Origin of the sequence: Echinicola arenosa, from assembly GCF_014841125.1 — a bacterium.
GTDB lineage: Bacteria > Bacteroidota > Bacteroidia > Cytophagales > Cyclobacteriaceae > Echinicola > Echinicola arenosa.
The window spans coordinates 754354-779080 of record NZ_JACYTQ010000002.1 but is presented as its reverse complement, the minus strand read 5'-3'; the positions used below and the strand labels follow the sequence as shown (position 1 = coordinate 779080).

Here is a 24727-nt window from a genome sequence, read left to right as displayed (position 1 = left end):
TTAATACAGCTTTGTTCCATTGGGTACTGGCAAATCTGAAGTAGCCAGAACAACATGTCCGTTTTGATCATGGAAACCGGTTACCAATACTTCTGACATGATGTTGGCAATTTGCTTGGGAGGAAAATTGCAAATGCAAATAACATGCTTTCCAACTAAATTTTCCGGAACATAATTTTCTGTTATTTGTGCAGAAGACTTTTTAATACCTAGCTCTCCCAAGTCTACAAGAAGCTTATAGGCGGGTTTTTTAGCTTCACTAAAAATTTCTGCTTGGATAATGGTGCCTATTCTGATTTCAACCTTTTGAAAATCAGAAAACTGAATCGTTTGCATCTTATTCAATTATTTGTATATTTGGAAACTTCGAATGTAATAAGGCCAACAAAAGATTGTTAAAATTATATTTTACGATGTTCAAAGCTAACCAAATTCTTTCTAAATCTTTCCTTGCTATTATGTTTGGAGCAATTGTCGGAGCATTTTTGTCAACCGAAGCGGATGCACAAGAAGTTAGGGATTGTGATCGTTCATCGCAACAAGAAAGAAGCCGTTTGGAAGTATTGGAGGATAATGGAAATGTAAACTCTTTTGAGGAATATAAACCAGAAAAGACAAATCCTGTAAGTAAACCCACTGTGAAAGAAAGAAAGGAAAATCCTATCTATAAGGCTTCAGGAGAAAAAGATGTCAAGAAAGATGAAATGTCTACTCTATCATTTAATCTGTTTTTATATATAGTGGACCGTTTCAAAGAAGATTAAACAAGAACCCATTTTACAATTAACAATAACCCAAAGTGAGGAGGCTTGATGGCCTCCTTGTTTTTTATACGGTTAATACAAATTGTTTTAGGTCTTCGATCTTAATTTTTCCTTCATAATATGCCTTACCAAATACAACCCCTCGGAGCCCCATATCCCGTAATTTCTTGAAATCATCTGTATCTCTTACACCACCACTGGCCACTAGGTGTAAGTCTGGAAATTTATCTAAGATTTCTTTATATAGGGAAAAATTAGGTCCCTCCATTACTCCATCTCTGGTTATGTCAGAACATTTTAGATATTTCAAGCCTCGATCATAAAAATATTGGATTTGGTCAAAAAGATTAATATCCGTGCTTTTTAACCAACCTCTAATTTTGATATTGTAGTTTTCAGGACTGGTATCAACAGCAAGATTGATTTTTTCCCTGCCATAGGAAATGAGCCATTGGGCAAATTTATCAGGAGAGTTCGCAGCGACAGTGGAGGCGGTAATGGTTTTGGCTCCATGTTCAAAAACTTTAATGATCGCCCCGTCTGTGGAGATTCCTCCTGTAAAATCGACTTTCAAGGAAGTATAGCCAGCAATAATATTAAGTATATGATAGTTTTTGGGTTCTCCGCGACGGGCCCCATCTAAGTCAACCAAGTGTAAGCGCTCAATACCACAATCCTCAAATTGCTGCGCAATTTCAAGTGGATTTTCAGAAATCACTTCCTGAGTGGTAAAATCACCTCTCTTTAGGCGTACACATTTACCGTTGATCAGCCATACGGATGGTATAATCTCGAACATTTTGGGCTTAAATTATATCTGTGAGCTTGGTGTTTTGAGCTTTTGCCTTCCAAAACCATGGATGGAAAAGTACTGTTTCTTTTTGTATTACTTCCTAATATAACACTTCACATAATCAATTAATAATTATGTATTGTAAATATTTTGGAAGTTTGCTAAGAAGCTAGAAATTCAAAAGTGCTACTTTTCCTTCACCACCGGACGCCCAAATTGCCCCTCCATTTTTTGATCTTTTTACTGCATGTAGCCCAATGTCTGAAAACTTGGTCCAGTTATTCCCTCCATCTATGGAATAATCAGAACCATTTGTTCCTACAGAGATCAACCAGCTATATGCTGGAAAATACGTGACACCCGATCGGTAACCAGATGGAGGGGTTCCTTCTGGCTTTTTCCATGTAATTCCTTCATCAAATGAGAGGCTGATATTGTTTTGATTGAAGTCAGGTTTAAGATAATCACCTCCGACAGCCACCAAGTTTTTGCCATTGATAAATGATAAAGAAAAAATACCTTGGGAGGGTTCACCCTGAATGATAGGAGCAGGAATGGTATCCCAGTCCACACCTCCGTCCTCAGAATAATAGATGTTGCTTTTCAAGCCTCCGCTGGCCATCCATATCCGGTGCCCTTTGGCTAAAATTCCTGAACCACTGGCAGCAAAGCCAGCTTCTCCCTTTTGGGCTTTAGGGGCCGTAGTAAGTGGTTCCCAAGATTCGCCTCCGTTCAAGGTCAACAAAATCATCCATTTACCATTCACAGGGTCACCATAAGCGTAACCTCTTCTATCATCTTCAAATACTAAACCATCCAAAAATGCTTCTTCAGGACCTTCGTATTTTCTTTTCCACGTTTTACCGGAGTCAGTAGTTTTATAGATTACAGCAGGTTGTCCTGCAGAGACTGCGATGGCTGTACTGGCATTAAAAGCTTCAATATCCCTAAAGTCTACAGTGTCCAGACCGTCGATGACCCCATGATCCCAAGACAGCCCTCCATCAATGGTAAGCATCCATAGCCCATTGCTTCCAGTGGCCCAAGCAATCTCTTCGGTCAACGGACATAAACCACGCAAAGAACTCTTGGTAGGAGTATTCAGAATTTTCCAGCCTAAAGGAGTTCTGACCTCAACAGCTTGTGGGGAACTGCAACTTGCCCATGCAATTGCAGATAATACAAGTAAAAATAGGAGATGGTATGCCTTTCTCATACTTATTTGTAAAAACTTAATTTTTATAATTATTAGATTTTAAAACTTGATTAGATGAGGAAAAGTTTCCGCATGATAATGACTTAATGAATATTTAATTTTTCACTGCATACTTATAAGAATGGCTGTTTAAGGCTTACATAAATGACTCTCTTAAATATTTGGCAGTGTAATTGTCCTCTACTTCTCGCAAGGCTTCAGGTGTACCTTCAAAAGTTATACTTCCTCCTCTTTCACCACCTTCAGGACCAAGGTCAATGACCCAATCAGCAGACTTGATTACTTCGGTATTGTGTTCAATGATGATCACAGAATGGCCTTCCTCGATCAAAGCATTAATAGAATGAAGAAGTTTTTTGATGTCATGGAAGTGTAAGCCTGTGGTGGGTTCATCGAAAATGAAAAGTACATGATCTTTGTTCTTACCACTACTTTTTCCTAAGAAAGAGGCCAGTTTGACCCGTTGGGCTTCTCCACCACTGAGGGTATTGGATGATTGGCCGAGTCCTATATAGCCGAGTCCTACTTCCTGAAGTGGCTGAAGTCTATGGATAATGGCGTTTTTGCCTTTGAAGAATTCCATGGCCTCATCAATGGTCATGTCCAGAATGTCCGCAATATTTTTATCCTTATAGGTTACATCCAGAATTTCGTTTTTGAACCGTTTTCCTTTACAGGATTCACAAGTCAAAAAGATATCCGCCATAAATTGCATTTCTATCTTTTGGGTGCCTTCTCCTTGACAAGCTTCACAACGACCACCATCTACATTGAAGCTGAAAAAGGCAGGTTTGTAGCCTCTTTGCTTGGATAGGCTTTGCTCAGCAAACAAGCTTCTGATGGCGTCATAAGCTTTTACATAAGTAACTGGATTGGATCGGCTTGATTTGCCGATTGGGTTTTGGTCTACAAATTCTACCTGTGAAATTGACTTGTAATCACCACTAAGTTTATCAAATTTACCAGTCTCATCAATTACCGTCCCCAGGGTTTTGCCCAGGGCAGGGTAGAGGACTTTTTTGATTAAGGTGGATTTGCCGGAGCCACTTACTCCTGTAATGACGGTAAGGGTATTCAGTGGAATCTCCACATTGAGGTTTTTGAGGTTGTTTTCTCTGGCACCGTTGATGATGATTTTATCTTTCCACTTTCGGTTGCCCTTTTTGATATTGATTTTTTCTTCGCCTTTAAGGTATTTGGCGGTATAGGTTTGTCCTTGGCTCAACAAGTCTTCCAAACCTCCTTGGAAGACCAACTCCCCTCCATTTACCCCGGCATCGGGCCCAATGTCTATGATCTCATCAGCCGCTTTCATGATTTTTTCCTCATGCTCTACCACGATGACCGTATTTCCCAAATCCCGAAGGGTCTCAAGAACCGAAATCAATCGATCCGTATCCCGTGGATGTAGGCCAATGCTCGGTTCATCAAGGATGTACATGGATCCCACCAAAGCGCTACCCAAGGAGGTTGCCAGTTTGATTCTTTGGTATTCTCCACCTGATAATGATGAGGTGAGTCTGTTAAGCGTAAGGTAGCCCAAACCGACTTTATCTATATATTCAAGTCGGTTTAATATTTCCTTCAAGAGCCTATTAGCTGTTTTTTCTTCTGCAGCAGTAAGGTTGATATTTTGGAAAAAGTCCAACGATTTTTCAATCGGCATCAATACGATGTCTGTGATGGAATGTCCATTGACCTTAACATAAGAAGCGTCTTTTCTCAAGCGCGTTCCTTTACAGTCAGGACAAGTGGTCCTTCCTCGAAATCGAGACAGCATGACACGGTATTGGATTTTGTGAGTCTTGCTTTGAAGGTGTTGGAAAAATTCGTTAAGTCCCTTGAAGGAGCTGTTGCCTGTCCAAATTAACTCCTTGTGTTTCTCGTCAAGTTCTTCGTAAGGTCTGTGAATCGGAAAATCGAAGTGAATACCGTTTTTGATCAAAGGGGCAACCCACTTTTTAGTAGTTTCTCCCCTCCATGGAGCAATGGCTCCTTCATATATGGAAAGGGACTTATCAGGGATTACCAAGTCAGGGTCAATTCCTAATACAGAACCAAACCCTTCACATGTTTTACAGGCTCCGTATGGATTGTTGAAACTAAAAAAATTGACAGAGGGAAGTTCGAAAGACATCCCATCCAATTCAAACTTATCACTGAACTGTTTACTTTCTTTTCTTGGGATGACCACAAAGCACTCTCCATGGCCTTCAAAAAAAGCTGTTTGGACACTATCTGCAATCCTGAACTGATTGTCCTCATCTTCTTTTTGGATGACTGCCCTATCAATTAGAATCTCTATTTCTCCAGAAGGGATGTTATTTTCGGAAAGTAAATCTTCCACATAATACACCTCGCCTTCAATAATAATTCTGGTAAAGCCCTTTTGAAGAAGAATTTCCAATTCTTTTTTTACACTTCTGTCCGCGTGCACCTGAAGAGGGCAGCTGATCATTACTTTTTCGTCTTCCTCAAAACTATGAATGTAATCCACGACATCAGTTACCGTGTGATGTTTTACCTCTTCTCCGCTGATAGGTGAAATTGTCCGCCCAATTCTACTAAAAAGTAGTTTTAGATAATCGTAAATTTCTGTTGTGGTGCCCACGGTAGAGCGTGGGTTTTTTGAAGTTACTTTTTGTTGAATGGCAATCGCAGGAGAAACACCTTTGATATATTCTACATCGGGTTTTTCCATTCTTCCCAAAAACTGACGAGCATAAGAACTTAGGCTCTCTACGTACATCCTTTGCCCCTCTGCAAATAAAGTATCAAAAGCCAAGGAAGATTTCCCTGATCCTGATAAGCCGGTCACCACCACCAATTTGTTTCTTGGAATGGCCACGCTTAGGTTTTTCAGGTTATTTACCCGTGCGTTTTTAATGATAATATATTCTTTGGGATTTAAATCCTCTATGGAAGTGGGATTCAAGGGAGTCGATTCATTCATAGATTGCAAAGATACCAAGTGAACAGCTTAAATGGTAATTTGTTTAAAACTGAATTGGCAGGAAAAGTTCCCCATAGCTTCACTCACCAATTAATCCGATGAAAGTTTTGCTTTGACTTTTACCTTCTTGATCAGCTTGTCATTGTAAATGATTCCGTCCATTGGGTACAGTTGATAATCATCTATTTCAGAAATGGATATGATTTCAATGTTTGCATTTATGCTATCTGAATAATGCTGAAGCCTTAGTTTAGCATTATGGAGCGCGTTCTGAAAGGCTTGATCTTGGAGGGTAGTGTTTTGCTGCGGGTCAAGGTAATAACCATTGCTATTGATGGATACAGGAATATTACTATCGAGCAGCAATTGGCTTATTTTTTCTTTTTCAGATTCATTGGTCAATACAATCAAATAATTAATGCCATAGGTGAAACCAGGTCTTCTTTGGGCGCTTGTTTCGGCTCCATCTTTGTAAAAATTCTCTGAGTTCTTTTTTACTCTGTAAGGTTTCAAGGCGTCACTTTCCATGAGCTGGATCAATTTATCTCTGGTTGCTTTATCTCCGTTAAAATTCACATTGATGCATGGTTTTAGCCCATCAATTGTGAGTTCATTGAAACCGATCATTTCTATGGTGCGATTTTCACTGTTGTGTGTTGCATTGCAAGAGAAAATGGCAGTGCATAAAAGTGCAAACAAGATAAATTTGATGATGAAACTTCTCATGGGCTTATAATTACTGTTGAATAATTCCACAACTTTTTATCTTAAACAGCAATAAGTAAGCCATTTATATAATGATGACAAGTGGTTTTTGTATGAAATTTGGTGCTTTAAACTTTTAACAATTATTAATAGGTTAGGTGAAAATAATGGTACAGAATTTGATTTTTTTTACGATTATTTTTCATAAGACCGATTAAGTATATTATTTGGTTATTTTGTTGGTTTTTGAATATAAATTTGGAGTGTGCGCCTTTGATACACTTTTATGATATAAAAAAATCAGTTATTTCATTGCATGGTGTATTTCAAATATATACATTTGAGACTAGCTGTATTTGTTTCAACCCTAAAATCCGCAATATGAGATAGACCTCTACGTTATTTAAACGTCAGAATTTATGAGTAAAAGGCTAAGACCGAAAGACAGTGAGTTGATCGCTCAATATAGAAACGGAAGCGAAGCTGCTTTCGAAGTGTTGGTAGATAAATATAAGTCACGTGTTTTCACGACGATTTATATGATAGTAAAAGATCAAGGAGTAGCGGAGGATTTGTTACAGGATGTTTTTGTGAAAGTAATCCAAACCCTCAACTCTGACCGATATAACGAAGAAGGTAAATTTCAACCATGGTTAATGCGCATTGCGCATAATTTGGCCATTGATTATTTCAGAAAAATGAAGCGGTATCCATCCATTGTTATGGAAGATGGATCAAATTTATTCAATACATTAAAGTTTGCCGAAGCCAATGTCGAAGACCAAAAGGTTAGGGATGAGACACATGCTTTGGTGAGGGATTTAATTGATGAGTTGCCAGAAGCTCAAAAGCAAGTGTTGATTATGAGGCACTATATGGATTTGAGCTTTCAGGAGATTGCTGACCAGACCGGCGTAAGTATCAATACTGCACTGGGAAGGATGAGGTACGCGCTGATTAACATGCGTAAAAAATTGAAACAAATAAATGTTGCCTATGACAAAATATTTTACCCTAAGTGACCAACTGATAAGATATGTTTATCAGGAAATGAGTGAAGCAGAAAACATTGATTTTGAGCAGAAACTGCGAGAAAACGAAGCTTTGATGCAGGATTATTTGGATATTTTAGGTACCGTTGATAAGCTCAACGGAGTCATGCTTGAGCCATCTGATGTGGTGGTGAAAGCCATTAAGAGAAAAGCCAAATCTTCCGGACTCGAAAAGGTCTAAAAAAATTGATAATTCGGTAAAAGCCCATTCTAGATGAAGATTTAGAGTGGGCTTTTTTGTTGCCCACATTTATTTTTTGGGTTATAAATGCCTTATATTTGATCGGATTAAGGACTTAGGATATGCTAAAAAAAGAGCGGTACAAAGCGTTTATTGATCATTTTTCGACTCATATGCCTGTTGCAGAAACAGAGTTAAACTATGAAAACCCGTTTCAGCTTCTGATCGCAGTGGTATTGAGTGCGCAGTGTACAGATAAAAGAATCAACATGGTCACCCCAGCCTTATTTAAGGATTTTCCTACTCCAGAGCATTTGGCGGCTTCCAATTTTGATGAACTGTTTCCTTATATCAAAACTGTATCCTATCCGAATAATAAAACCAAACATCTTCTAGGTTTGGGAAAAATGCTAGTAGAAGATTTCAACAGTGAAATCCCTTCTTCAGTAAAGGAGCTAATCAAACTCCCAGGTGTGGGACGAAAAACAGCCAATGTGATTACCTCTGTTGTGTGGAATCAGCCCAATATGGCGGTGGATACACATGTCTTTCGTGTCTCTAAGCGGCTTGGACTGGTTCAACAAAATGCAAAGACACCGCTCGAAGTAGAGTTACAACTGGTCAAACACATTCCTAAAGAACATATCCATATTGCGCACCACTGGTTGATATTGCATGGTCGCTATGTTTGCTTGGCCAGAAAACCCAAATGTGAAGCATGTGAAATCACTCATTTCTGCAGGTATTTTGAAAAGAACCAAGCCAAGATAGAAATGGAAAATGACCTGTTTTCTAGTTCCAAAAAATAGCATATGTGCGGGATCAATTTGATTCTCAACTTTTCAGCGGAGGGTGAAAAGGCCATTATCAAAATGATGGAAGCTATCCGTCACAGGGGACCTGACCATTCAGAATGGCTTGCAGTCAATGAAGAATTATACCTGGCAGCAAACAGGTTGAAGACAATTGATTTGGGAGATTGGGCAAATCAACCGGTGAATGTAAAAGACAGCTATTTCCTATGTTGGAATGGTGCTCTGTATAATGCAGAAGACTTAAGGAATAGACTTTTGCAATTAGGGGAAGCATTTCAAAGTAGGTCTGATAGCGAAATAATTATTAAGTGGTTGAGTAAATATGGGGCTGATGGAATAGTTGATTTTCAAGGAATGTATTCGATTCTTTTCATCGATAAGGTATCCAAGATATTAGTGGCGGCCAGAGATCAATTTGGGAAAAAGCCACTTTACTATTTTCACCAAAGTAATAAGTGGATTTTTTCCTCTGAGGCTAAAGCGATTGCCCAGTCTGGAATAGTGCCTTCTGAAATTGATTCAGCTCAATATCTGCCCTATTTCTACTCAAGGCATTCCTTGCCAGTAGATAGCTTTTACAGAGATGTAAAGCAACTTTTACCTGGAGAGATCATGTCCATTGATTTTGAAGGTAATTTGTTGGAGCATAAAAAACTTTCATTTCAAGGGATAAGTGTTCGACTTCCAGATAAACAGCATTTCAAAATGTTACTGACAGATGCTGTTCTCAATCACTTTCAAGCCGATGTTCCTGTTGGAATATTGCTCAGTGGGGGAGCAGACAGCAGTTTGTTGTTGAGTACTTGGTTTGAAGAAACCGGAATACCTCTGCATACTTTTACGGTGACATTTGAGGATGCATATTTAAAGAAATATCAAGATCCTAAATATGCCAAATGGGTTTCCCAAAAGTACAATTGTGAGCATCATGAAATTTTGATCACACAGGAGCTTGTCCTTGAAAATTGGGGGGCATATATTGATTCTTTGGATCAACCCATTGGTGATAGTGCTGGTTTTATCAGCTGGATGATTGCCAAGGAGGCCAAAAAGTATGTCAAAATACTGGTTAGTGGCGCGGGTGCGGATGAGCTCTTTGGAGGTTATGGCCGCCATGAAGCATTCAAGTTTTATTTGAAGTTCAAGGAATTATTGACCAAATCATCAACAGTTGGAGGTAGCATTCCTTTTTTGACAAGGCGGTTAAAGAAAATGCTCTTAGCCGTAGAGGGTAGTGAAGAGGCAACCTTTTTGAATTTTAGTTCACTAAGAAATGTGCCCAAACAAAATAGGTCTCACTTTTTGGATTATTATCCTACCATAAAAACACCTTTCAAAGCTGCTTTGGAATGGGATAGGAATTATTATTTGGTAAATGACGTCTTGAAAATTCATGACAATGCGTTAATGGCCCATGGTATTGAAGGTAGGGCTCCTTATTTGGACAAAGCGATAGTGGAATTAAGTCTTAGCCTATCGGAAGAGCAACATCTCCAACTTAAGTCAAAGCAGTGGATTAGAGAGTCCTTGGAAGATGTCGGTTTAGGAAAAATAGCCAACAGGAAAAAAATTGGATTTGGATTACCACTAAAAGAGTGGTTACTGAAAGATCAGAAATTTAGAGATTATTTTATGGAACACATCAAGCCCTTTGTAGAGGAACAGCGAGACTATTTACCACAAGAAATTCATAAATTGAGCCTAGCGTCAGAGAAGTTCATAAAAGACAATTTCCTCCAAATTTGGAATTTATTTGTCCTGGCATCCTGGTATCAAAAAAATAAATCATGCGATTAATTTATATCCATCAATATTTTTTAAAGCCCGAAGAGGGCGGGGCGGTGAGGTCTTATCACTTGGCCAAAGGAATGGTGGATGCCGGCATGGAGGTAGAAATGGTTACCGCACACTCAGAAAATACATATGACTACAAAGTGATTGATGGAATCAAGGTGCATTATCTACCGGTAAGCTATGATAATAAATTTGGTTTTATTAAGCGGACTTATGCCTTTTTGAAGTTTGTTAGGATGGCCAAGAAGCTACTGATGAAGCTCAAAAGGCCAGATTTACTCTACATTTCTTCGACGCCACTTACTACTGGATTGATAGGTTTATGGGCAAAGGAAAAACTGGCTTTACCTTATGTCTTTGAAGTAAGGGATCTTTGGCCTGAAGCACCGATTCAAGTTGGGGCGGTAAAAAATCCTTTACTTAAGAGAATGCTTTATGGTTTGGAGAAAAGAATCTATGACCAAGCCTTGAAAGTGGTAACACTTTCCCCGGGAATCAGGACTTATGTGGAGAATTGCTCGCCTAATGTTTCGACGAGCCTGATCCCTAATTTCTCCGATGTGAATTTCTTTCAGCCTTCTAAGGCAAAAAGCAGCAAAATCTTGGATGGGCTAAATTGGAAAGCTAAAAATCTTAGTATTTCTTATACTGGGGCCATCGGTGAGGTAAACGCAGTCCAAGAATTGTTATTCTTGGCAAAAGAAGCTCAAAATCAAGGCAAAGAATGGCAATTTGCTATCAAAGGTAAAGGGAAGAAGTTACAAGAGCTGAAAGGGCTTGCGTCTAAGCTGCAGTTGAAGAACCTGCAGTTTCTTCCATTCGGAGACAAAAGCTCAGTAAGGGATTTATTGTCGGTTACTGATCTGGCTTTTATTTCTTTTGACCACTTGCCTGTCTTACAGACTAATAGTCCCAATAAGTTTTTTGATGCTTTGGCCATGGGCAATGGTATTTTGATCAACCATGAAGGTTGGGTTTGGGATTTGACCAAGAGCAACCATCTAGGCATACTTTATGATGTCAAGCAGGTTAAAGAAACCATTTGCCGTTTGGAAATTTTGGCGGAGGATGAGACCGTATTAAAAGCCATGAAACAGCGCTCCAGAAATCTGGCTATGCTTCACTTTTCCAAAGAAATGGCCATAAGCAAATTATTATTTACCCTAGATCCAAAACGCTTTCCAAGACCTGTCATTGACGAGGTTTATATGCTGACTGCATAAATATTTTTCTGGCGTCCTCTTCTTCCATCAATGTTTTCAATTCGACATTATTCCTTTCGGCGTAGGCATCTACGATGTTCCAACCAACCCATCTTCCCACTCTGCCAGGGGCATCGGTGCTGATCACATCTGTAAAGGGAGCTTCTCCAGTGTATTTTCTGATTTCAAAAGGATTGGTTTCGTAAATTGCCTCCTTTTCTATCAAATGCGTCCAAATGAATTGCTCATTGGAATAGCAGGCAGCCAGTTCATCTGAAGTATATCCAATGATCAATTCCTCAGGGGTGCAAGGCATCATGGCTTTGGTGAAGTGATAGGCTTTTCCGTAGAAAATCATTTCTGCCAAAAGAGTGTTATCCTTCAGGTTGGTTTCGTTGTATCTAGAGGAAATAGCGGTAATTATCATAGGGACCAGATGGGCCTCATCATACCTGACAGCCAGGTATTCTGGAATCTCAGGAGGCTGAAACTTATGGTCATGGGGCAAAAAATAATCCAAGCCAATTACAATCATGTCATTATCAATGTAGAGGTCAGAAGTAAAACCGCTGACAAAAGTGTAGACTTTGGGAATTTTAAAGTCCGGAAAATAATATTTAATGTGCTTGAAACCATTTTCAAGATCCTTTTCCAGTTGGCGGATGTTTTTGAAATTTGATTTCACTTCTTGGTATAAGGCCGCCATTAAACTGTCTCTCGGAATTTCACTAAGGGTTGTTACTAAAGCTTCTCTACTTGGATAAAGCTCCTCCTGAAGGTACTTGTTGGTGAAATCTGGATGGCTGTCTAAGAAATAGTTGATGGCATCATTGTTCTTGGCCTCAAACAACAAATCTTCCAACCTCTCGATTTTCAGATCAACAGGAATTGCAGCGACTTCACTGGAGACCTGACAGCTTTGGTCACTTTTGCCACAAGCTCCGAGAAGGATTAAAAGAAAAAAGACAAGAAGAGTCCCTGGTCTTCCACATGAATAGCTTTTTCCAATTCTAAGGTTTTTGGCCATGTTTTTATTATAGCAGTATATTTGTCAATGTAAACTTAAGCACGGCTTTTGCGGTTCTCCAAAAGAACCGATTGTTAAATATAGAATTTATGGGCAAAGGGCGACAAAATTATTGGGATTCTTTTAAATCGCTATTTTTTTTACTCTTAGGAATTGCTTTGATCAGCTCTTGTGGAACTGATGAACCCGCTCCCCACTTTCAGGAGCTGACAGTCCAAGGCTTTATACAGCAAGATCCCAATTTTAGCATTCTTGCCGAAATTTTGAGCCAAACAGGAATAGGGGATACTTTGGATGGGGCGGGCCTATTTACTGTCTTCGCTCCGACCGATAAGGCTTTTGTAGAAGCAGGAATTACATCGGCTTCTGACTTATCCTCTGATGATTTGGACAGTTTGATGAACTATCACTTGGCGTCAGGAAAATTGAACAGTGAAGATTTGATAGGAGAAGTAAAAGAAACTTTTTTGCAAGGTTATTACTGGTTGATTAATAAAGAAGAAAACGAGATCATCATCAACGGTAATGTTCCTTTGTTGGTTAAAGACATTGATGTCTCTAATGGCATGGTACATGGTATAGGAAGTGTGTTGGAGGCCAGTAAACTAAATGTGGTTTCGATGGCCCAAAGTCAAGGCTATACTTTGTTTGTCAAAGGACTTCTACAGACAGGCATGGATAAACTTCTTACCGAGACAGGTCCATTTACACTTTTTGTCCCTACAGATGCGGCCTTTGCTGCTTATTTCGAAGCAAATGGAATTATTGAAGAAGAGTGGTTGTCCGCTTCTAAGCTGGAAGCTTTTATGGAGTATTGTATCGTGGAAGGAAGCTTGGAAAGTGATGAATTGGTCTCAGATGCCCTCATCACCTATGGAGGTGATAGTTTGTTTGTGAGCAAAAAGGAGGATGAAATATGGTTGAATGGCAATGCGTTGATTACCAGGAAGGATATTCAAGGAGGTAATGGAATTATTCATGAACAGAACAAGGTGATCACAGTGCCTGAACGATCCTTGGCAACTATTGTGTCAGAAGGTTCTCAAAACCAAGGTTATGAAGAATTCAAAGCTGCGCTTATTTACGCTGGACTTTTGAGCGAATTAGAACAGCAGGAAGGACCGCTCACCGTTTTTGTTCCTAACAATTTGGCTTTTTATGCATGGTATGAATCCTTAGGTGTGTCTGGCTACTATGAAATAGAAGAAACTGTCCTTATTGAAACTTTGATGTACCATATTGCTATTGGAAGGGTTTTCAGCCAATCTTTTCAAACAGGGAAAGTCCTTGAAACCAAATTGGTGGGTAAAACTTTGCTTTTAGATGGAGAAGGGCCCACGGTCAATGGCATTTCTTTAGATGAAAACTACTTGAACCAATTAGGAACAAATGGCTTGATTCATGGCGTTGGAGAAGTATTGATTCCAGAATAGCATAGATTGAACAGGTCTTAAAGATTTTTCTACCTTTGGAGGAATTAAATAGGGATATAGTTGAAGAGTAAATTTATTTTAGCTGCCGCTTTCATTCAATACCTTTCATGGAGAAAGGTGACTAATTTTTTGATGCTCTTTGGTTCATTTTATTTTTCAAGATGGACCAAGCAGGCCAGGATAATGGGTTTGCCCGTGGCCATGTCTATAGAGCCAACTACTGGATGTAACCTGAGGTGTCCCGAGTGTCCATCAGGCCTGAGGAGCTTTACCAGGCCTACGGGGATGCTGGACCAAGAATTGTACAAGAAAATTATCAAAGAAAGTGCGGGGCACCTTTCCTATCTGCATTTGTATTTTCAAGGGGAGCCCTTTTTACATCCTGAGTTTTTAGAGTTGGTCAAGATGGCCGATCAGCATAAAATCTTCACGGCAACATCCACCAATGCCCATTTTTTAAACGAGAAGACGGTGCCGAGAATATTGGATTCAGGACTGAAGCAACTAATTGTTTCAGTAGATGGGGCTTCTCAGGGGGTGTATGAAAATTACAGAATTGGTGGAAATTTGGAGCGGGTAAAATCTGGTGTTCAACTATTGATAGAATCAAGAAATAAAGCTGGGAAAAAATTCCCACAAGTCATTTTTCAATTTTTAGTAACAGGAAAGAATGAGCATGAGATCACTGCTATTAAAGCTCTTTCAAGAAATCTAGGAGTAGATGAACTCCAGTTCAAAACTGCCCAGATATATAATTATGAAGATGGTTCAGAATTAATTCCCAGTAACTTAAAATACTCTAGGTACCTTCCGGTTGGTAATGGAAAGTGGAAGATAAGAAAGGAAATACGAAACAAATGCTGGCGAATGTGGCAAGGTGCTGTAGTGACTTGGGACGGGGATATAGTGCCCTGTTGTTTTGATAAAGATGCTAATCATAAGATGGGAAATCTCCAAAACTCAAGCCTTGACAAAATATGGAATAATCCAAAATATGGTCGATTTAGAGCTCAATTATTACAAAATAGAAGTGAAATAGAGATTTGTAGGAACTGTTCTGAGTGATTTCTTCAAAAAATGTGTACGATTAGGGTTTTTGTTCAAAATCGGCCGTGTAATATTTTCATTCATAAATTTATTTCTTAATATTTTGGTTTTTTAATATAAATTAGTTTAATATTCTTTATATTTTGATTGTATAGGGATTTTATTCTGTATAGTTTTAATTTTTCATTCTTCTAATAGTTTAGTTCTGTTTCAGATTTTTACCGTTGGTATTAAAATTTGATTAGAATCAGGAAAAAAAATCTTTAATTATGAAAAATATGTTCGAAATCGAATTACTTTCGAACTGTAAATTTTCTAGCCACGGCAAGGGCTTTAAGATTTTCATAATCCTAATTATCCATTTTAAAAAATTAACTCTATGAGAAAAAGTTTACTAAGTTTCATCTTAGCAGTCTTTACACTCTCAACGGTTTGGGCGCAAAGCAGAACCGTAACAGGTAAAGTGGTTTCTGAAGAGGAACCAATGGGTTTGCCTGGTGTAAATGTGCTGGTCAAAGGATCTACAGTCGGGGCGATTACTGACTTAGATGGTATGTATTCTATTCAAGTTCCTGACGGAAAGAATACATTGGTATTTAGTTTTATAGGTTACAGAACAGACGAGATACAGATCGGTAACCAGACCACTGTGAATATCACTTTAATGCCAGATACCCAAAATCTGGAGGAAGTTATTGTCGTAGCCTATGGTACCGCTGAAAAAGGAAACTTTGTAGGTTCTGCAATTGCTTTGAAATCAGATCAAATTGCTAATAGACCTATCAATAACGTAGCTAATGCTATTGAAGGTCAGGCCCCTGGTGTAATTACCACTTCGGCTTCTGGTCAGCCAGGTTCCACTCCAGCTATCAGGATTAGAGGTATCGGTTCTGTTAACTCATCAAGCTCTCCGCTTTATGTGGTAGATGGTGTTCCTTATGATGGAGCCATTTCCAACTTGAACCCAGATGATATTGAAGACATGACCATCCTGAAGGATGCCGCTTCTGCAGCGTTGTATGGTTCTAGAGCTGCCAATGGTGTGATCATGATCACTACCAAAAGAGGAAAGAAAAATAAGTCAAATTTTTCATTTAGGGTTCAGCAAGGTACCGCTTCTAGGGCTTTGCCAGAGTACGAAAGAGTAAATGCTGATCAATATTATCCATTGGTATGGGAATCTTTGAGAAATGCCCAATTGGGAAATGGAGCGGATGAAGCCACTGCAGCTGCTTATGCTTCTGAAAACCTAATTGATGATGTATTAGGGTATAATGTTTACAATGTACCTAACAGTGAGGTGGTTGGAGCTGATGGAACTTTGAATCCCAATGCTGTCAATAATTTTACGGACCTGGACTGGTTTGACAAAATTGCTGAAAGAGGTGGCCGTTCTGAATACAATATGAGCTACTCTGGAGGTAACGATAAAACAGATTATTTGGCTTCTGTGGGCTACCTGGACGAAAAAGGCTTTGTGGTCAATTCTGATTTCAAAAGATGGACCGGAAGATTAAATATCAACACCAACCCAGTAGAATGGTTTAAAACAGGTATCAACCTTTCCACTACCATGAGTGAGGGCAATAATGCCAGAACCGACGGTAATACCAGTTATGTGAACCCAATGTACTTTGCCCGAAATATGGGCCCTATTTATCCATTATATGCGCAAAATCCTATGACAGGAGGATATGTGTTAGATGATCTAGGAAATAAAATCTATGATACAGGGGACCTTACAAATTTGGGGCTCCCAAGAAGAGGTCCAGGTGGCTCTCCTGGTCGTCATGCTTATCAAGAGGCTTTGCTGAATGTGGATACATTTGATAGAGATGTACTTTCTGCCAGGGCTTATGCTGAAGTAAGTTTTCTAGAAAACTTTACTTTGAGAACCAATATCGCTTCTGATATGACCTCTCAGCTTAATGTGGGATATGATAACCCAATAGTAGGTGATGGTGCTCCTGCTGGTAGAAGTAATAGGACTAATAGAAGGTATAATTCTTATACTTTTAACCAATTGTTGACTTATACCAAAACAATCAATGACAGACACTTTGTTGAAGTTTTGGCAGGTCACGAGAATTATGATTTTAAATACAACTATCAGTATACAGCCAAACAAGACCAGATACTTGATGGAAACATTGAGTTTGGAAACTTTGTAACTATCAGTTCAGCCAATAGCAGAATAGATCGTCATACGATTGAATCTTACTTCTCTAGATTGAACTATGTGTTGGACGATAAATACTCTATTTCGGGTTCATTTAGAAGAGACGGTTCTTCCAAATTTGCTGGTGATGTAAGATGGGGAACTTTTTTCTCTGTAGGTGGTGCATGGAGCATAGATAAGGAAGAATTCTTCAATGTTGATTTCTTCGATATGTTGAAGTTGAGAGCTTCTTATGGTGAAGTGGGTAATGACAACTTGCAAAATGCTGATGGAGGTACTTTATATTACCCATGGCAAGCTTTATATGACTTAGGTTATAATAACGCGTCTGAACCAGGTATCCTTCAAGCCAGTCTTGCAGCTCCTCAGTTGACTTGGGAATCTAATAACACCATTGATGTAGGGCTTGATTTTGCTTTTGCAAGAAGATTTTCAGGTAGCTTGGAGTTTTATGCAAGAGAATCTGAAAACTTATTGTTTGAAGTGCCTCTTTCTTTGACTACAGGTCTTGAGTCCAAATACCAAAATATAGGTACCATGTCCAACACTGGTGTTGAATTTAATATTGGTGGTGACGTTATCCGTAACCAAGACTTCACTTGGAATGCAAACTTAAACGTATCTACTTTCAAAAATGAGTTTAAGAAACTTCCATTTGATGAACAAATCAATGGTACCAAGAAACTTCAGGTAGGACACTCTATCTATGATTACTGGTTGAGAGACTGGATTGGTGTTGATTCGGAGACAGGAGAAGGGCTTTACAGAGCGGAAGAGTACTTTGATGGAGACGGCGAAGTAAGAGATGACGTAAGGATCATGGGTGCTGATACGGTAACTGTAACGGCTAATAACGCTAGAGAGCATTTTGCAGGAACAGCTATCCCTGATTTCTTCGGTGGTATCACCAACACTTTTTCATACAGAGGTTTTACCTTAAACGTGTTGGTTTCTTATTCGGTAGGTGGAAAAGTATATGATGGGGTTTATGCAAGCTTGATGAATGCAGATCCTGATGGAAATGCCCTTCATGTAGACGCAATGAATAGATGGACTAGCCCTGGTCAGGTAACTGATGTACCAAAAATGGATGTGACAGGTTCGGCTCAAACCAATGGTACCTCGGATCGATGGTTAGTCGATGGTTCTTATTTGAACCTTCGTTCGGTTAACTTGTCCTATTCTCTTCCGAAATCATTACTGAATAGAATCAGTGTATCAAACGCCACAATTTATTTGGCTGGTGAGAACTTAGGCTGGATGTCTGCTAGAAAGGGTATGTATGTTTCCGGTAGTTTCAACGGAACTACATCAAATGCCTATACTCCTGCTAGAACGTTCACTTTAGGCTTAAATGTCAACCTCTAAATTCTGACATATTATGAATAGAATATATAAACCTTTATTAGCAATTGCACTTCTGTTTACTTTCAGTTGTGCAGAGGACTATCTTGATACTGTGCCAACAGATGCGGTTTCATCTGAGTCTGTATTTACGACGACCAATAATGCCATGATTGCTTTGAATGGTATTCACAGATCCCTATTGCTTCGCTATGATAGTCAGGGCCAAGCAGGTGAGGGAGCTGTGATGATCATGAGAGACGTGATGGCGGATGATGTGGTAATGACTACTACTGGTAATGGATGGTATGTTTCCATCTGTAGGTGGTTAAACCACATTTCTGAAAATAGTGGTGACGTGCGATTCGTTTGGAGATTTTACTACAAAATTATTGGTAATGCTAACCTGATCATTGACAATATAGATGCTGCTGAGGGATCCCAAGAGGAAAAGGACGAAATTAAGGGGCAAGCTTTGGCTTATAGGGCTTGGGCTCACTTTAACTTGGTTCAAATGTTTGCAGAAAGATATGATTATGCTGGTGGTAACACTCAATTGGGTGTTCCTATTGTACTAGAACCAATTACAGAAGGAGCTGCTAGAAATACTGTGGAGGAGGTCTATGCACAAGTTCACACTGATTTGGATGCAGCTATTGCTTTATTGGATGATATTAGTGGTAGAAACGCTAAATCACATTTAGATGTTAATGTGGTCAGTGGGATCAAAGCTAGAGTGTTAGCAACTCAAGGAAAATATGCTGAAGCTGCAACTTTTGCGAATACTGCTCGTGAGGGGTATGATTTAATGTCAGAGGCGGATCTTTATGCAGGCTTTAACAATGTGGAAAACGGAGAGTGGATCTGGGGTAGTCATCAGGTAGATGATCAGCAAACCTATTTTGCGTCCTATTTTGCTTATATGTCATTGAACTTTAGTTCTACAAACATTCGAGGTAATCCGAAAGCAATCAATAGTACACTTTACGATATGATTTCTGATTCAGATTACAGAAAAGGCTTATGGGATCCAAATGCATCTGATCCTGCATTAAGAGACCCTTATATCGACGAGATGACTTTGTCATCTTTTGCCAAGATTGATTATATGAACCGTAAGTTTATTGCTCAAGGTAATGCCTCTTCTGTGGGAGATGTACCTTATATGAGGGCTTCAGAAATGTATCTATTAGAGGCTGAGGCGTTGGCAAGGTCTGGAAGTGATGCTGCTGCAGCTGACTTATTGTTCGAGTTTATGCAAGCCAGAGATCCAGAGTACACTAGAAGCTCTAATACTGGAAGTGCTTTGGTCGAGGAGATCATGATCCAAAGAAGAATTGAACTTTGGGGTGAAGGATTCAGGTTTTATGATCTGAAACGTTTGAATCTTCCATTGGATAGATCAGGAGCCAACCATGTTGAGTCTGTAATTAATGGTAAATATACAGAGGATGCAGGTGCATGGGAATGGCAGTGGCAGATTCCTAGAGATGAGTTGAACGCCAACGAACTTATGGAGCAAAATCCGACTACTGATTGATTATTCCATTAATTGATATTAAAAATCCCAAGAAGCAATTCTTGGGATTTTTTTTGCCTCAATATTTTTGACGGTTCTATTTGATTTACTTTCGGTAACTAAATTTATCAAAGAGGGACAAATTCCGCTTAGTTTACAAATCATAACCTTTATAACTTTTTCTGCTTAGGACAAAAAGTGTTAGAAAACTCCACTGCTGCATGCACTTTATACAGCAACTAATTTCATCTTGTAAAATTTTAGTTTAGAGCCTGCAAATTTTCAGATTTGATAGTGGTGCTCCTTTGGTGGAGTTCAGGCTTTATTGCCTATTTCGGTATACGGTGTCCTTACCCTGACTTCAACTTGTTTTGGGGTAAAACAGAATAATCTTCGGATCACTCAGGCATCACCTTCGGATCTCCTTCGGATCAAGCTCGGATATTACCGAGTGAAATCCGAAGATAATTTGGGCGAGTAACCGGTTTGATCCAAAGATAAGTAAACGGAGTAACCGATCTATCTTAGGGGAATTGCTGAGATGTTTAAGGGAAGTGGTAGGTTAGGAGCATTAATACCTGGCCTCATTCCGTCCTTCAGGCAGCCCAAAGAACGATTCCAAATGGAGTGCGAATGGTGATCATAAGTACTATCAAATAATGATCTTGAAAAGGGAGATTTTATTCAAGATCATTAGCTGTAGGACAGATCTGTTTAAATAATTCCGTTAAATCAGCATGACGTCATCACCACGTATTTCATTGTATGGATAAGACACCCTATTTCTTATAGCACAGTATTTACTGGTCTACTTTTTGTAAGAGAGGCAGGTTCTTGGCAGTGGTAAAGGGGAAATACTTGCATTACATGTCTCTCAATCCCTCGGAATAATTATCTTTACACTGGTTTTCCGTGTATGCGGATATATGCAGTTTATTGGACCATTGATCTCCTTTTTGTGGGAGTGAGGAGGCGAAGCTGTGTCTTGGAATAATTGATTAAAAAGATCAAATAATAATGATAAGATTTTTGAAGTGGGCAATTCCGGGGTTTTTACTCGGTTTGATATTGGTTTTTGTCAGTGCGCCTGAGTCATCTGCACAGAGCATTCCTGATATTTCCTCCATCAAAGTGGATGAGTTATCGGATGCACAATTAAGACAATTGGTTAGCCGCGCAACAAGTTCTGGACTTAGTAAAACGGAGCTTTTGGAAATGGCAAGGATGCGTGGAATGTCTACTATAGAATTGGAGAAGCTGCAGGATAGGTTGGAAAACTTGGATAGTGTGCCCACCACCATGAAAAGCAGCACCACTGCTTCCAAAAGAGAACCTAGAGAGCAAGCAAATCTTAACGAAATAATTCAAGGTATTTTCACCAATCAAGAAGAAATGGACGAAGAAGAGGTCTTGCAACCTTATTTTGGCTTGGACCTTTTTTATCAAAAAGAGCGTAAGCTTACTTTTGAGCCTAGCCTCAATCTAGCCACTCCCCAAAACTATGTTTTAGGTCCTGGAGACCTGGTCTATGTGGATGTATATGGAGCTTCAGAACATTACTATGAGTCCACCATTACCCCTGAAGGGAAATTGATTTTGGATAATATTGGCCCTATTTCTATTTCTGGCTTATCCATTAGTGAAGCGACCAAAGTCATTAAGAATAGGTTGGCCCAATTCTATGCGGAGATGCAAGGTGCTAATCCAAGTACTTTTTTGCAAGTTTCATTGGGAAATGTAAGAAGTATAAAAGTACATATGGTGGGAGAATTAAGACTGCCTGGCACTTTTACTTTAAGCGCTTTCAGTACGGTATTTAATGCCCTGTACGCTGCGGGAGGTCCCAACCAAAATGGGACAATGCGAAACATCAAGGTGGTGAGAAATAACCGTCAAGTGGCAGTGGTCGATGCTTATGATTTTCTAGTCAATGGCAAGGCCAATATGGGTTTTCAGCTAATGGACCAGGATGTTATTTTAGTCGAACCTTATGAGTCTAGGGTGCAATTGGAAGGTGCGGTGAAGCGACCACTTATTTTTGAGGTCAAAGAAGGAGAGACTTTTCAAGATGTTTTGAGTTATGCTGGAGGTTTTGCTGATCAAGCATACACAGAACGGGTAAATGTTACTCGATTGACCGATAAGGAAAAAGCAGTTTCTGACGTGTATGCAGGTCAATTTGGGATCTTTACGGTAAAGGGAGGAGACCGATATACCGTAGGAACCATTTTGGATCGATATAAGAACAGGGTACAAATCAAAGGGGCTGTTTTTCGAGAAGGTAATTACGCCTTGACCGATGGATTGACTTTATCTACATTAATTGAAAGAGCGGAAGGACTTAAAGGAGATGCTTATTTGAAGCGGGCCAGTATCATCAGGACCCATGAAGATTTGACAACATCGGTGATTCAAGTTGACCTCAATCAGGTAATGGCGGGTGGAAGCAATGTAATGCTTAAACCGGATGATATTATTAGGATCTCCTCTATATATGACCTAAAGGACGAATACTATTTGAAGATTTCTGGGGAAGTTCGTGACCCAGGGATTTATCCCTTTTCGGATGGAATGACAGTTGAAGACTTGATTGTCAATGCGGGAGGGTTTAAAGAATCTGCCTCAACATCTGATATTGAGGTGGCAAGAAGATTATCTAATGAAGAAAATGGAGAGATTGCAGAGCTGATTCCGGTAAATGTGGAGGGGGACCTGAGCATTAATGAAAGCTCTGTGATTTTAAAGCCATTTGACAATGTCATCATCAGAAGAAAGCCGAATTTTGCTCTGGAAAAAGTAGTGATGATAGAAGGGCAAGTGAATGCTCCTGGTGAATTTGCCCTGAGGGCGGCGGAAGAAAGGATTTCCGATGTTATCAGTCGGGCAGGGGGATTGACCAAATATGCCTATCCTAAGGGGGCTACCTTGATCCGGAGAACTGAGTATTTCAACACAGAATCAGAGAGAATCCGAAGACAGAAAAATATGGATCAGCTTCTGGAAAGATTGGAAACAGAGGCTACAGATCCTTCAGAAGCTCAATCCAGACAGAAATCAAGGCTGGAGCAAGAATCAGGAAGAGCAAATTTGGAACAGCAAAAAAGTGATTTGATCACCAAGGCACGCCAAGAAACGCTTCAGGAAATTACCCAAGGAGAAGGTCAAACTTCTATTAAAATCAAAGAAACAGAGGCCATCGCAATTGACCTGCAAGCGATCATGGATAATCCCTATTCCAAGTATGATTTGATTTTAGAAGAAGGGGATATCATCAGCGTTCCCAAGCAACTGCAGACCGTAAGAATGAGGGGAGATGTGATCTATCCGACCACGGTAAGGTTTGAAAATAACCGATCCATGAAGTATTATATTGACCGGGCAGGTGGTTTCGACAATAGGGCAAAGAAGAAGAGGACTTATGTGGTTTACGCCAATGGGGAAGTAGCCCGTACAAAGGGGTTTTTGTTCTTTAAATCTTTTCCAAATGTAGAACCCGGTTCTGAAGTAATCGTTCCTTCCAAGGGGCCAAGAACACCATTGAGAGTAGGGGAAATCATAGGACTGACTTCGGGTTTAGCTACCTTGGTATTGGTGATTACTCAAATCAATAACAATAGCGGAAACTAATGGCAGATCATCAACATATCATCGACGACAAAATCACTTTCAAAGAGTTGATCCAGAGAGGAGAAGACTGGATCAAGTTTTTTAAAAGTAAGTGGCAGTTTATACTCCTAGCCATAATTGTGGGAGTATCTCTTGGACTGATGGCTTCCTTGATTAAAAAGCCCAAATATACAGCCGAAACCACTTTTGTTTTGGAAGAATCAGACGGCAGTGGGATGGGTAATTTATCGGGTCTGGCCAGTTTGGCAGGGATCAACTTGGGCTCACTAGGTGGTAGTAGTGGTCTTTTCAAAGGAGATAACATCATGGAATTATATCGTTCCGATCATATGCTGATCAAAACTTTATTGAGCGAAAACTCGGAAGGTGAGGGCTTATTGGTGGACAGATATATCCATTATCATCAATTGGATAAAAAATGGGTTGATAAAGTTGATTTGAATGCTTTGGATTTTACTTTAAACCGAGAAGAATTTCCAGTGCAGCAAGATAGTGTGATGAAAGTTCTGGCCAAGATGATCAGGGAAAAGGATCTTGGAGTTACCAAGCCGGACCGTAAGTTGAGCATCATTAAGGTAGCGGTAACTTCCAAAGATGAACAATTTGCTAAAGCTTATAATGAGAAATTGGTTGAGAATGTCAATCAGTTTTATTTCGAGACTAAAACCAAAAAGACGGCGGAGAATTTAAGCATTCTACAAAATCAGGCAGATAGTGTAAGAAGGGTTTTAGATCGAGACTTAGCAGAGTTGGCAGGGATGCAGGATGACCGACCTAATCCTAATCCATTGATGCAGCGGGCCTCAGTAGAGTCAAAAAGCAAGCAGGTGGACATTCAGGTTTCCAGTAGCGCATATGCTGAAATTGTTAAGAACTTGGAAATTGCAAAAATAAACCATAGAAACAGTACCCCTTTGATTCAAATAATTGACAAACCCAGATTTCCTTTGGCAGAGTCAAAGCTAAAATGGTATGTAGGGGTTTTTCTGGGTGGAGTAGTAGCGTTTCTATTGGCCATTATTTATTTGTATATCTCTCGGCTTTATCAAGCCAATGTGAAAGAGGCTCAGGAGTAG

General features: G+C 39.5%; 18 protein-coding genes. 12 read left to right on the top strand and 6 right to left on the bottom strand.

What is annotated here, in order from left to right; translation table 11 throughout:
- Nucleotides 1-336: a tRNA-binding protein gene (locus tag IFO69_RS07995; RefSeq protein ID WP_192009536.1), complete on the bottom strand. Its 336-nt coding sequence runs from the start codon at nucleotides 334-336 to the stop codon at nucleotides 1-3.
- Nucleotides 337-413: 77 nt separating this feature from the next.
- Between IFO69_RS07995 and IFO69_RS07990 the strand changes: the two genes are divergently transcribed.
- Complete coding sequence (locus IFO69_RS07990) at nucleotides 414-764, top strand: hypothetical protein (RefSeq protein ID WP_192009535.1); 351 nt, start codon at nucleotides 414-416, stop codon at nucleotides 762-764.
- Nucleotides 765-828: 64 nt separating this feature from the next.
- Here IFO69_RS07990 and IFO69_RS07985 read toward each other — a convergent pair whose 3' ends face one another.
- The 4 genes from IFO69_RS07985 to IFO69_RS07970 all read right to left on the bottom strand — a co-directional run bounded on the left by IFO69_RS07985 (nucleotide 829) and on the right by IFO69_RS07970 (nucleotide 6452).
- Entirely contained in the window at nucleotides 829-1563 is a 735-nt protein-coding gene (locus IFO69_RS07985) for a 1-(5-phosphoribosyl)-5-[(5-phosphoribosylamino)methylideneamino]imidazole-4-carboxamide isomerase (protein WP_192009534.1), read from the bottom strand.
- Nucleotides 1564-1726: 163 nt separating this feature from the next.
- On the bottom strand, nucleotides 1727-2773 hold the full coding sequence (locus IFO69_RS07980; RefSeq protein WP_192009533.1) for a WD40/YVTN/BNR-like repeat-containing protein: 1047 nt from the start codon (nucleotides 2771-2773) through the stop codon (nucleotides 1727-1729).
- Between the two features lie 136 nt (nucleotides 2774-2909).
- Nucleotides 2910-5726: an excinuclease ABC subunit UvrA gene (uvrA, locus tag IFO69_RS07975; protein WP_192009532.1), complete on the bottom strand. Its 2817-nt coding sequence runs from the start codon at nucleotides 5724-5726 to the stop codon at nucleotides 2910-2912.
- Between the two features lie 90 nt (nucleotides 5727-5816).
- A complete protein-coding gene (locus IFO69_RS07970) occupies nucleotides 5817-6452 on the bottom strand; it encodes a hypothetical protein (RefSeq protein WP_192009531.1) in 636 nt (211 codons plus the stop codon).
- A gap of 398 nt (nucleotides 6453-6850) precedes the next feature.
- On the opposite strand from IFO69_RS07970, the gene IFO69_RS07965 reads away from it, so the two are divergent.
- From IFO69_RS07965 to IFO69_RS07945, 5 genes are all read left to right on the top strand, one after another.
- Nucleotides 6851-7453 carry an RNA polymerase sigma factor gene (locus tag IFO69_RS07965; protein ID WP_192009530.1) on the top strand — a complete coding sequence of 201 codons (603 nt, stop codon included), beginning with the start codon at nucleotides 6851-6853 and terminating at the stop codon, nucleotides 7451-7453.
- Nucleotides 7428-7664 carry a hypothetical protein gene (locus IFO69_RS07960; RefSeq protein ID WP_192009529.1) on the top strand — a complete coding sequence of 79 codons (237 nt, stop codon included), beginning with the start codon at nucleotides 7428-7430 and terminating at the stop codon, nucleotides 7662-7664. The genes IFO69_RS07965 and IFO69_RS07960 overlap by 26 nt, the downstream gene beginning before the upstream one ends.
- Nucleotides 7665-7786: 122 nt before the next feature.
- Nucleotides 7787-8473, top strand: coding sequence for an endonuclease III (nth, locus tag IFO69_RS07955; protein WP_192009528.1), 687 nt, complete (start codon nucleotides 7787-7789; stop codon nucleotides 8471-8473).
- Between the two features lie 3 nt (nucleotides 8474-8476).
- Nucleotides 8477-10276 carry an asparagine synthase (glutamine-hydrolyzing) gene (gene asnB / locus IFO69_RS07950; RefSeq protein ID WP_192009527.1) on the top strand — a complete coding sequence of 600 codons (1800 nt, stop codon included), beginning with the start codon at nucleotides 8477-8479 and terminating at the stop codon, nucleotides 10274-10276.
- Entirely contained in the window at nucleotides 10267-11496 is a 1230-nt protein-coding gene (locus tag IFO69_RS07945) for a glycosyltransferase family 4 protein (RefSeq protein ID WP_192009526.1), read from the top strand. The genes asnB and IFO69_RS07945 overlap by 10 nt, the downstream gene beginning before the upstream one ends.
- Here the strand turns inward: IFO69_RS07945 and gldB are convergent.
- Nucleotides 11465-12502 carry a gliding motility lipoprotein GldB gene (gene gldB, locus IFO69_RS07940; protein WP_192009525.1) on the bottom strand — a complete coding sequence of 346 codons (1038 nt, stop codon included), beginning with the start codon at nucleotides 12500-12502 and terminating at the stop codon, nucleotides 11465-11467. The genes IFO69_RS07945 and gldB overlap by 32 nt on opposite strands.
- Before the next feature lie 89 nt (nucleotides 12503-12591).
- On the opposite strand from gldB, the gene IFO69_RS07935 reads away from it, so the two are divergent.
- From IFO69_RS07935 to IFO69_RS07910, 6 genes are all read left to right on the top strand, one after another.
- Entirely contained in the window at nucleotides 12592-13935 is a 1344-nt protein-coding gene (locus IFO69_RS07935) for a fasciclin domain-containing protein (RefSeq protein ID WP_192009524.1), read from the top strand.
- Between the two features lie 60 nt (nucleotides 13936-13995).
- Complete coding sequence (locus tag IFO69_RS07930; protein WP_225444046.1) at nucleotides 13996-15000, top strand: radical SAM/SPASM domain-containing protein; 1005 nt, start codon at nucleotides 13996-13998, stop codon at nucleotides 14998-15000.
- 361 nt (nucleotides 15001-15361) lie between these two features.
- Nucleotides 15362-18529 (top strand): SusC/RagA family TonB-linked outer membrane protein, encoded by a 3168-nt coding sequence (locus IFO69_RS07925; protein ID WP_192009523.1) that lies wholly within the window; start codon nucleotides 15362-15364, stop codon nucleotides 18527-18529.
- A gap of 13 nt (nucleotides 18530-18542) precedes the next feature.
- A complete protein-coding gene (locus tag IFO69_RS07920) occupies nucleotides 18543-20045 on the top strand; it encodes a RagB/SusD family nutrient uptake outer membrane protein (protein ID WP_192009522.1) in 1503 nt (500 codons plus the stop codon).
- A 996-nt stretch (nucleotides 20046-21041) separates the two neighbouring features.
- The gene (locus IFO69_RS07915; RefSeq protein ID WP_192009521.1) at nucleotides 21042-23651 is read left to right on the top strand and encodes an SLBB domain-containing protein; all 2610 of its coding nucleotides are present in this window, start codon (nucleotides 21042-21044) and stop codon (nucleotides 23649-23651) included.
- Nucleotides 23651-24727: a GumC domain-containing protein gene (locus IFO69_RS07910; RefSeq protein WP_192009520.1), complete on the top strand. Its 1077-nt coding sequence runs from the start codon at nucleotides 23651-23653 to the stop codon at nucleotides 24725-24727. The genes IFO69_RS07915 and IFO69_RS07910 overlap by 1 nt, the downstream gene beginning before the upstream one ends.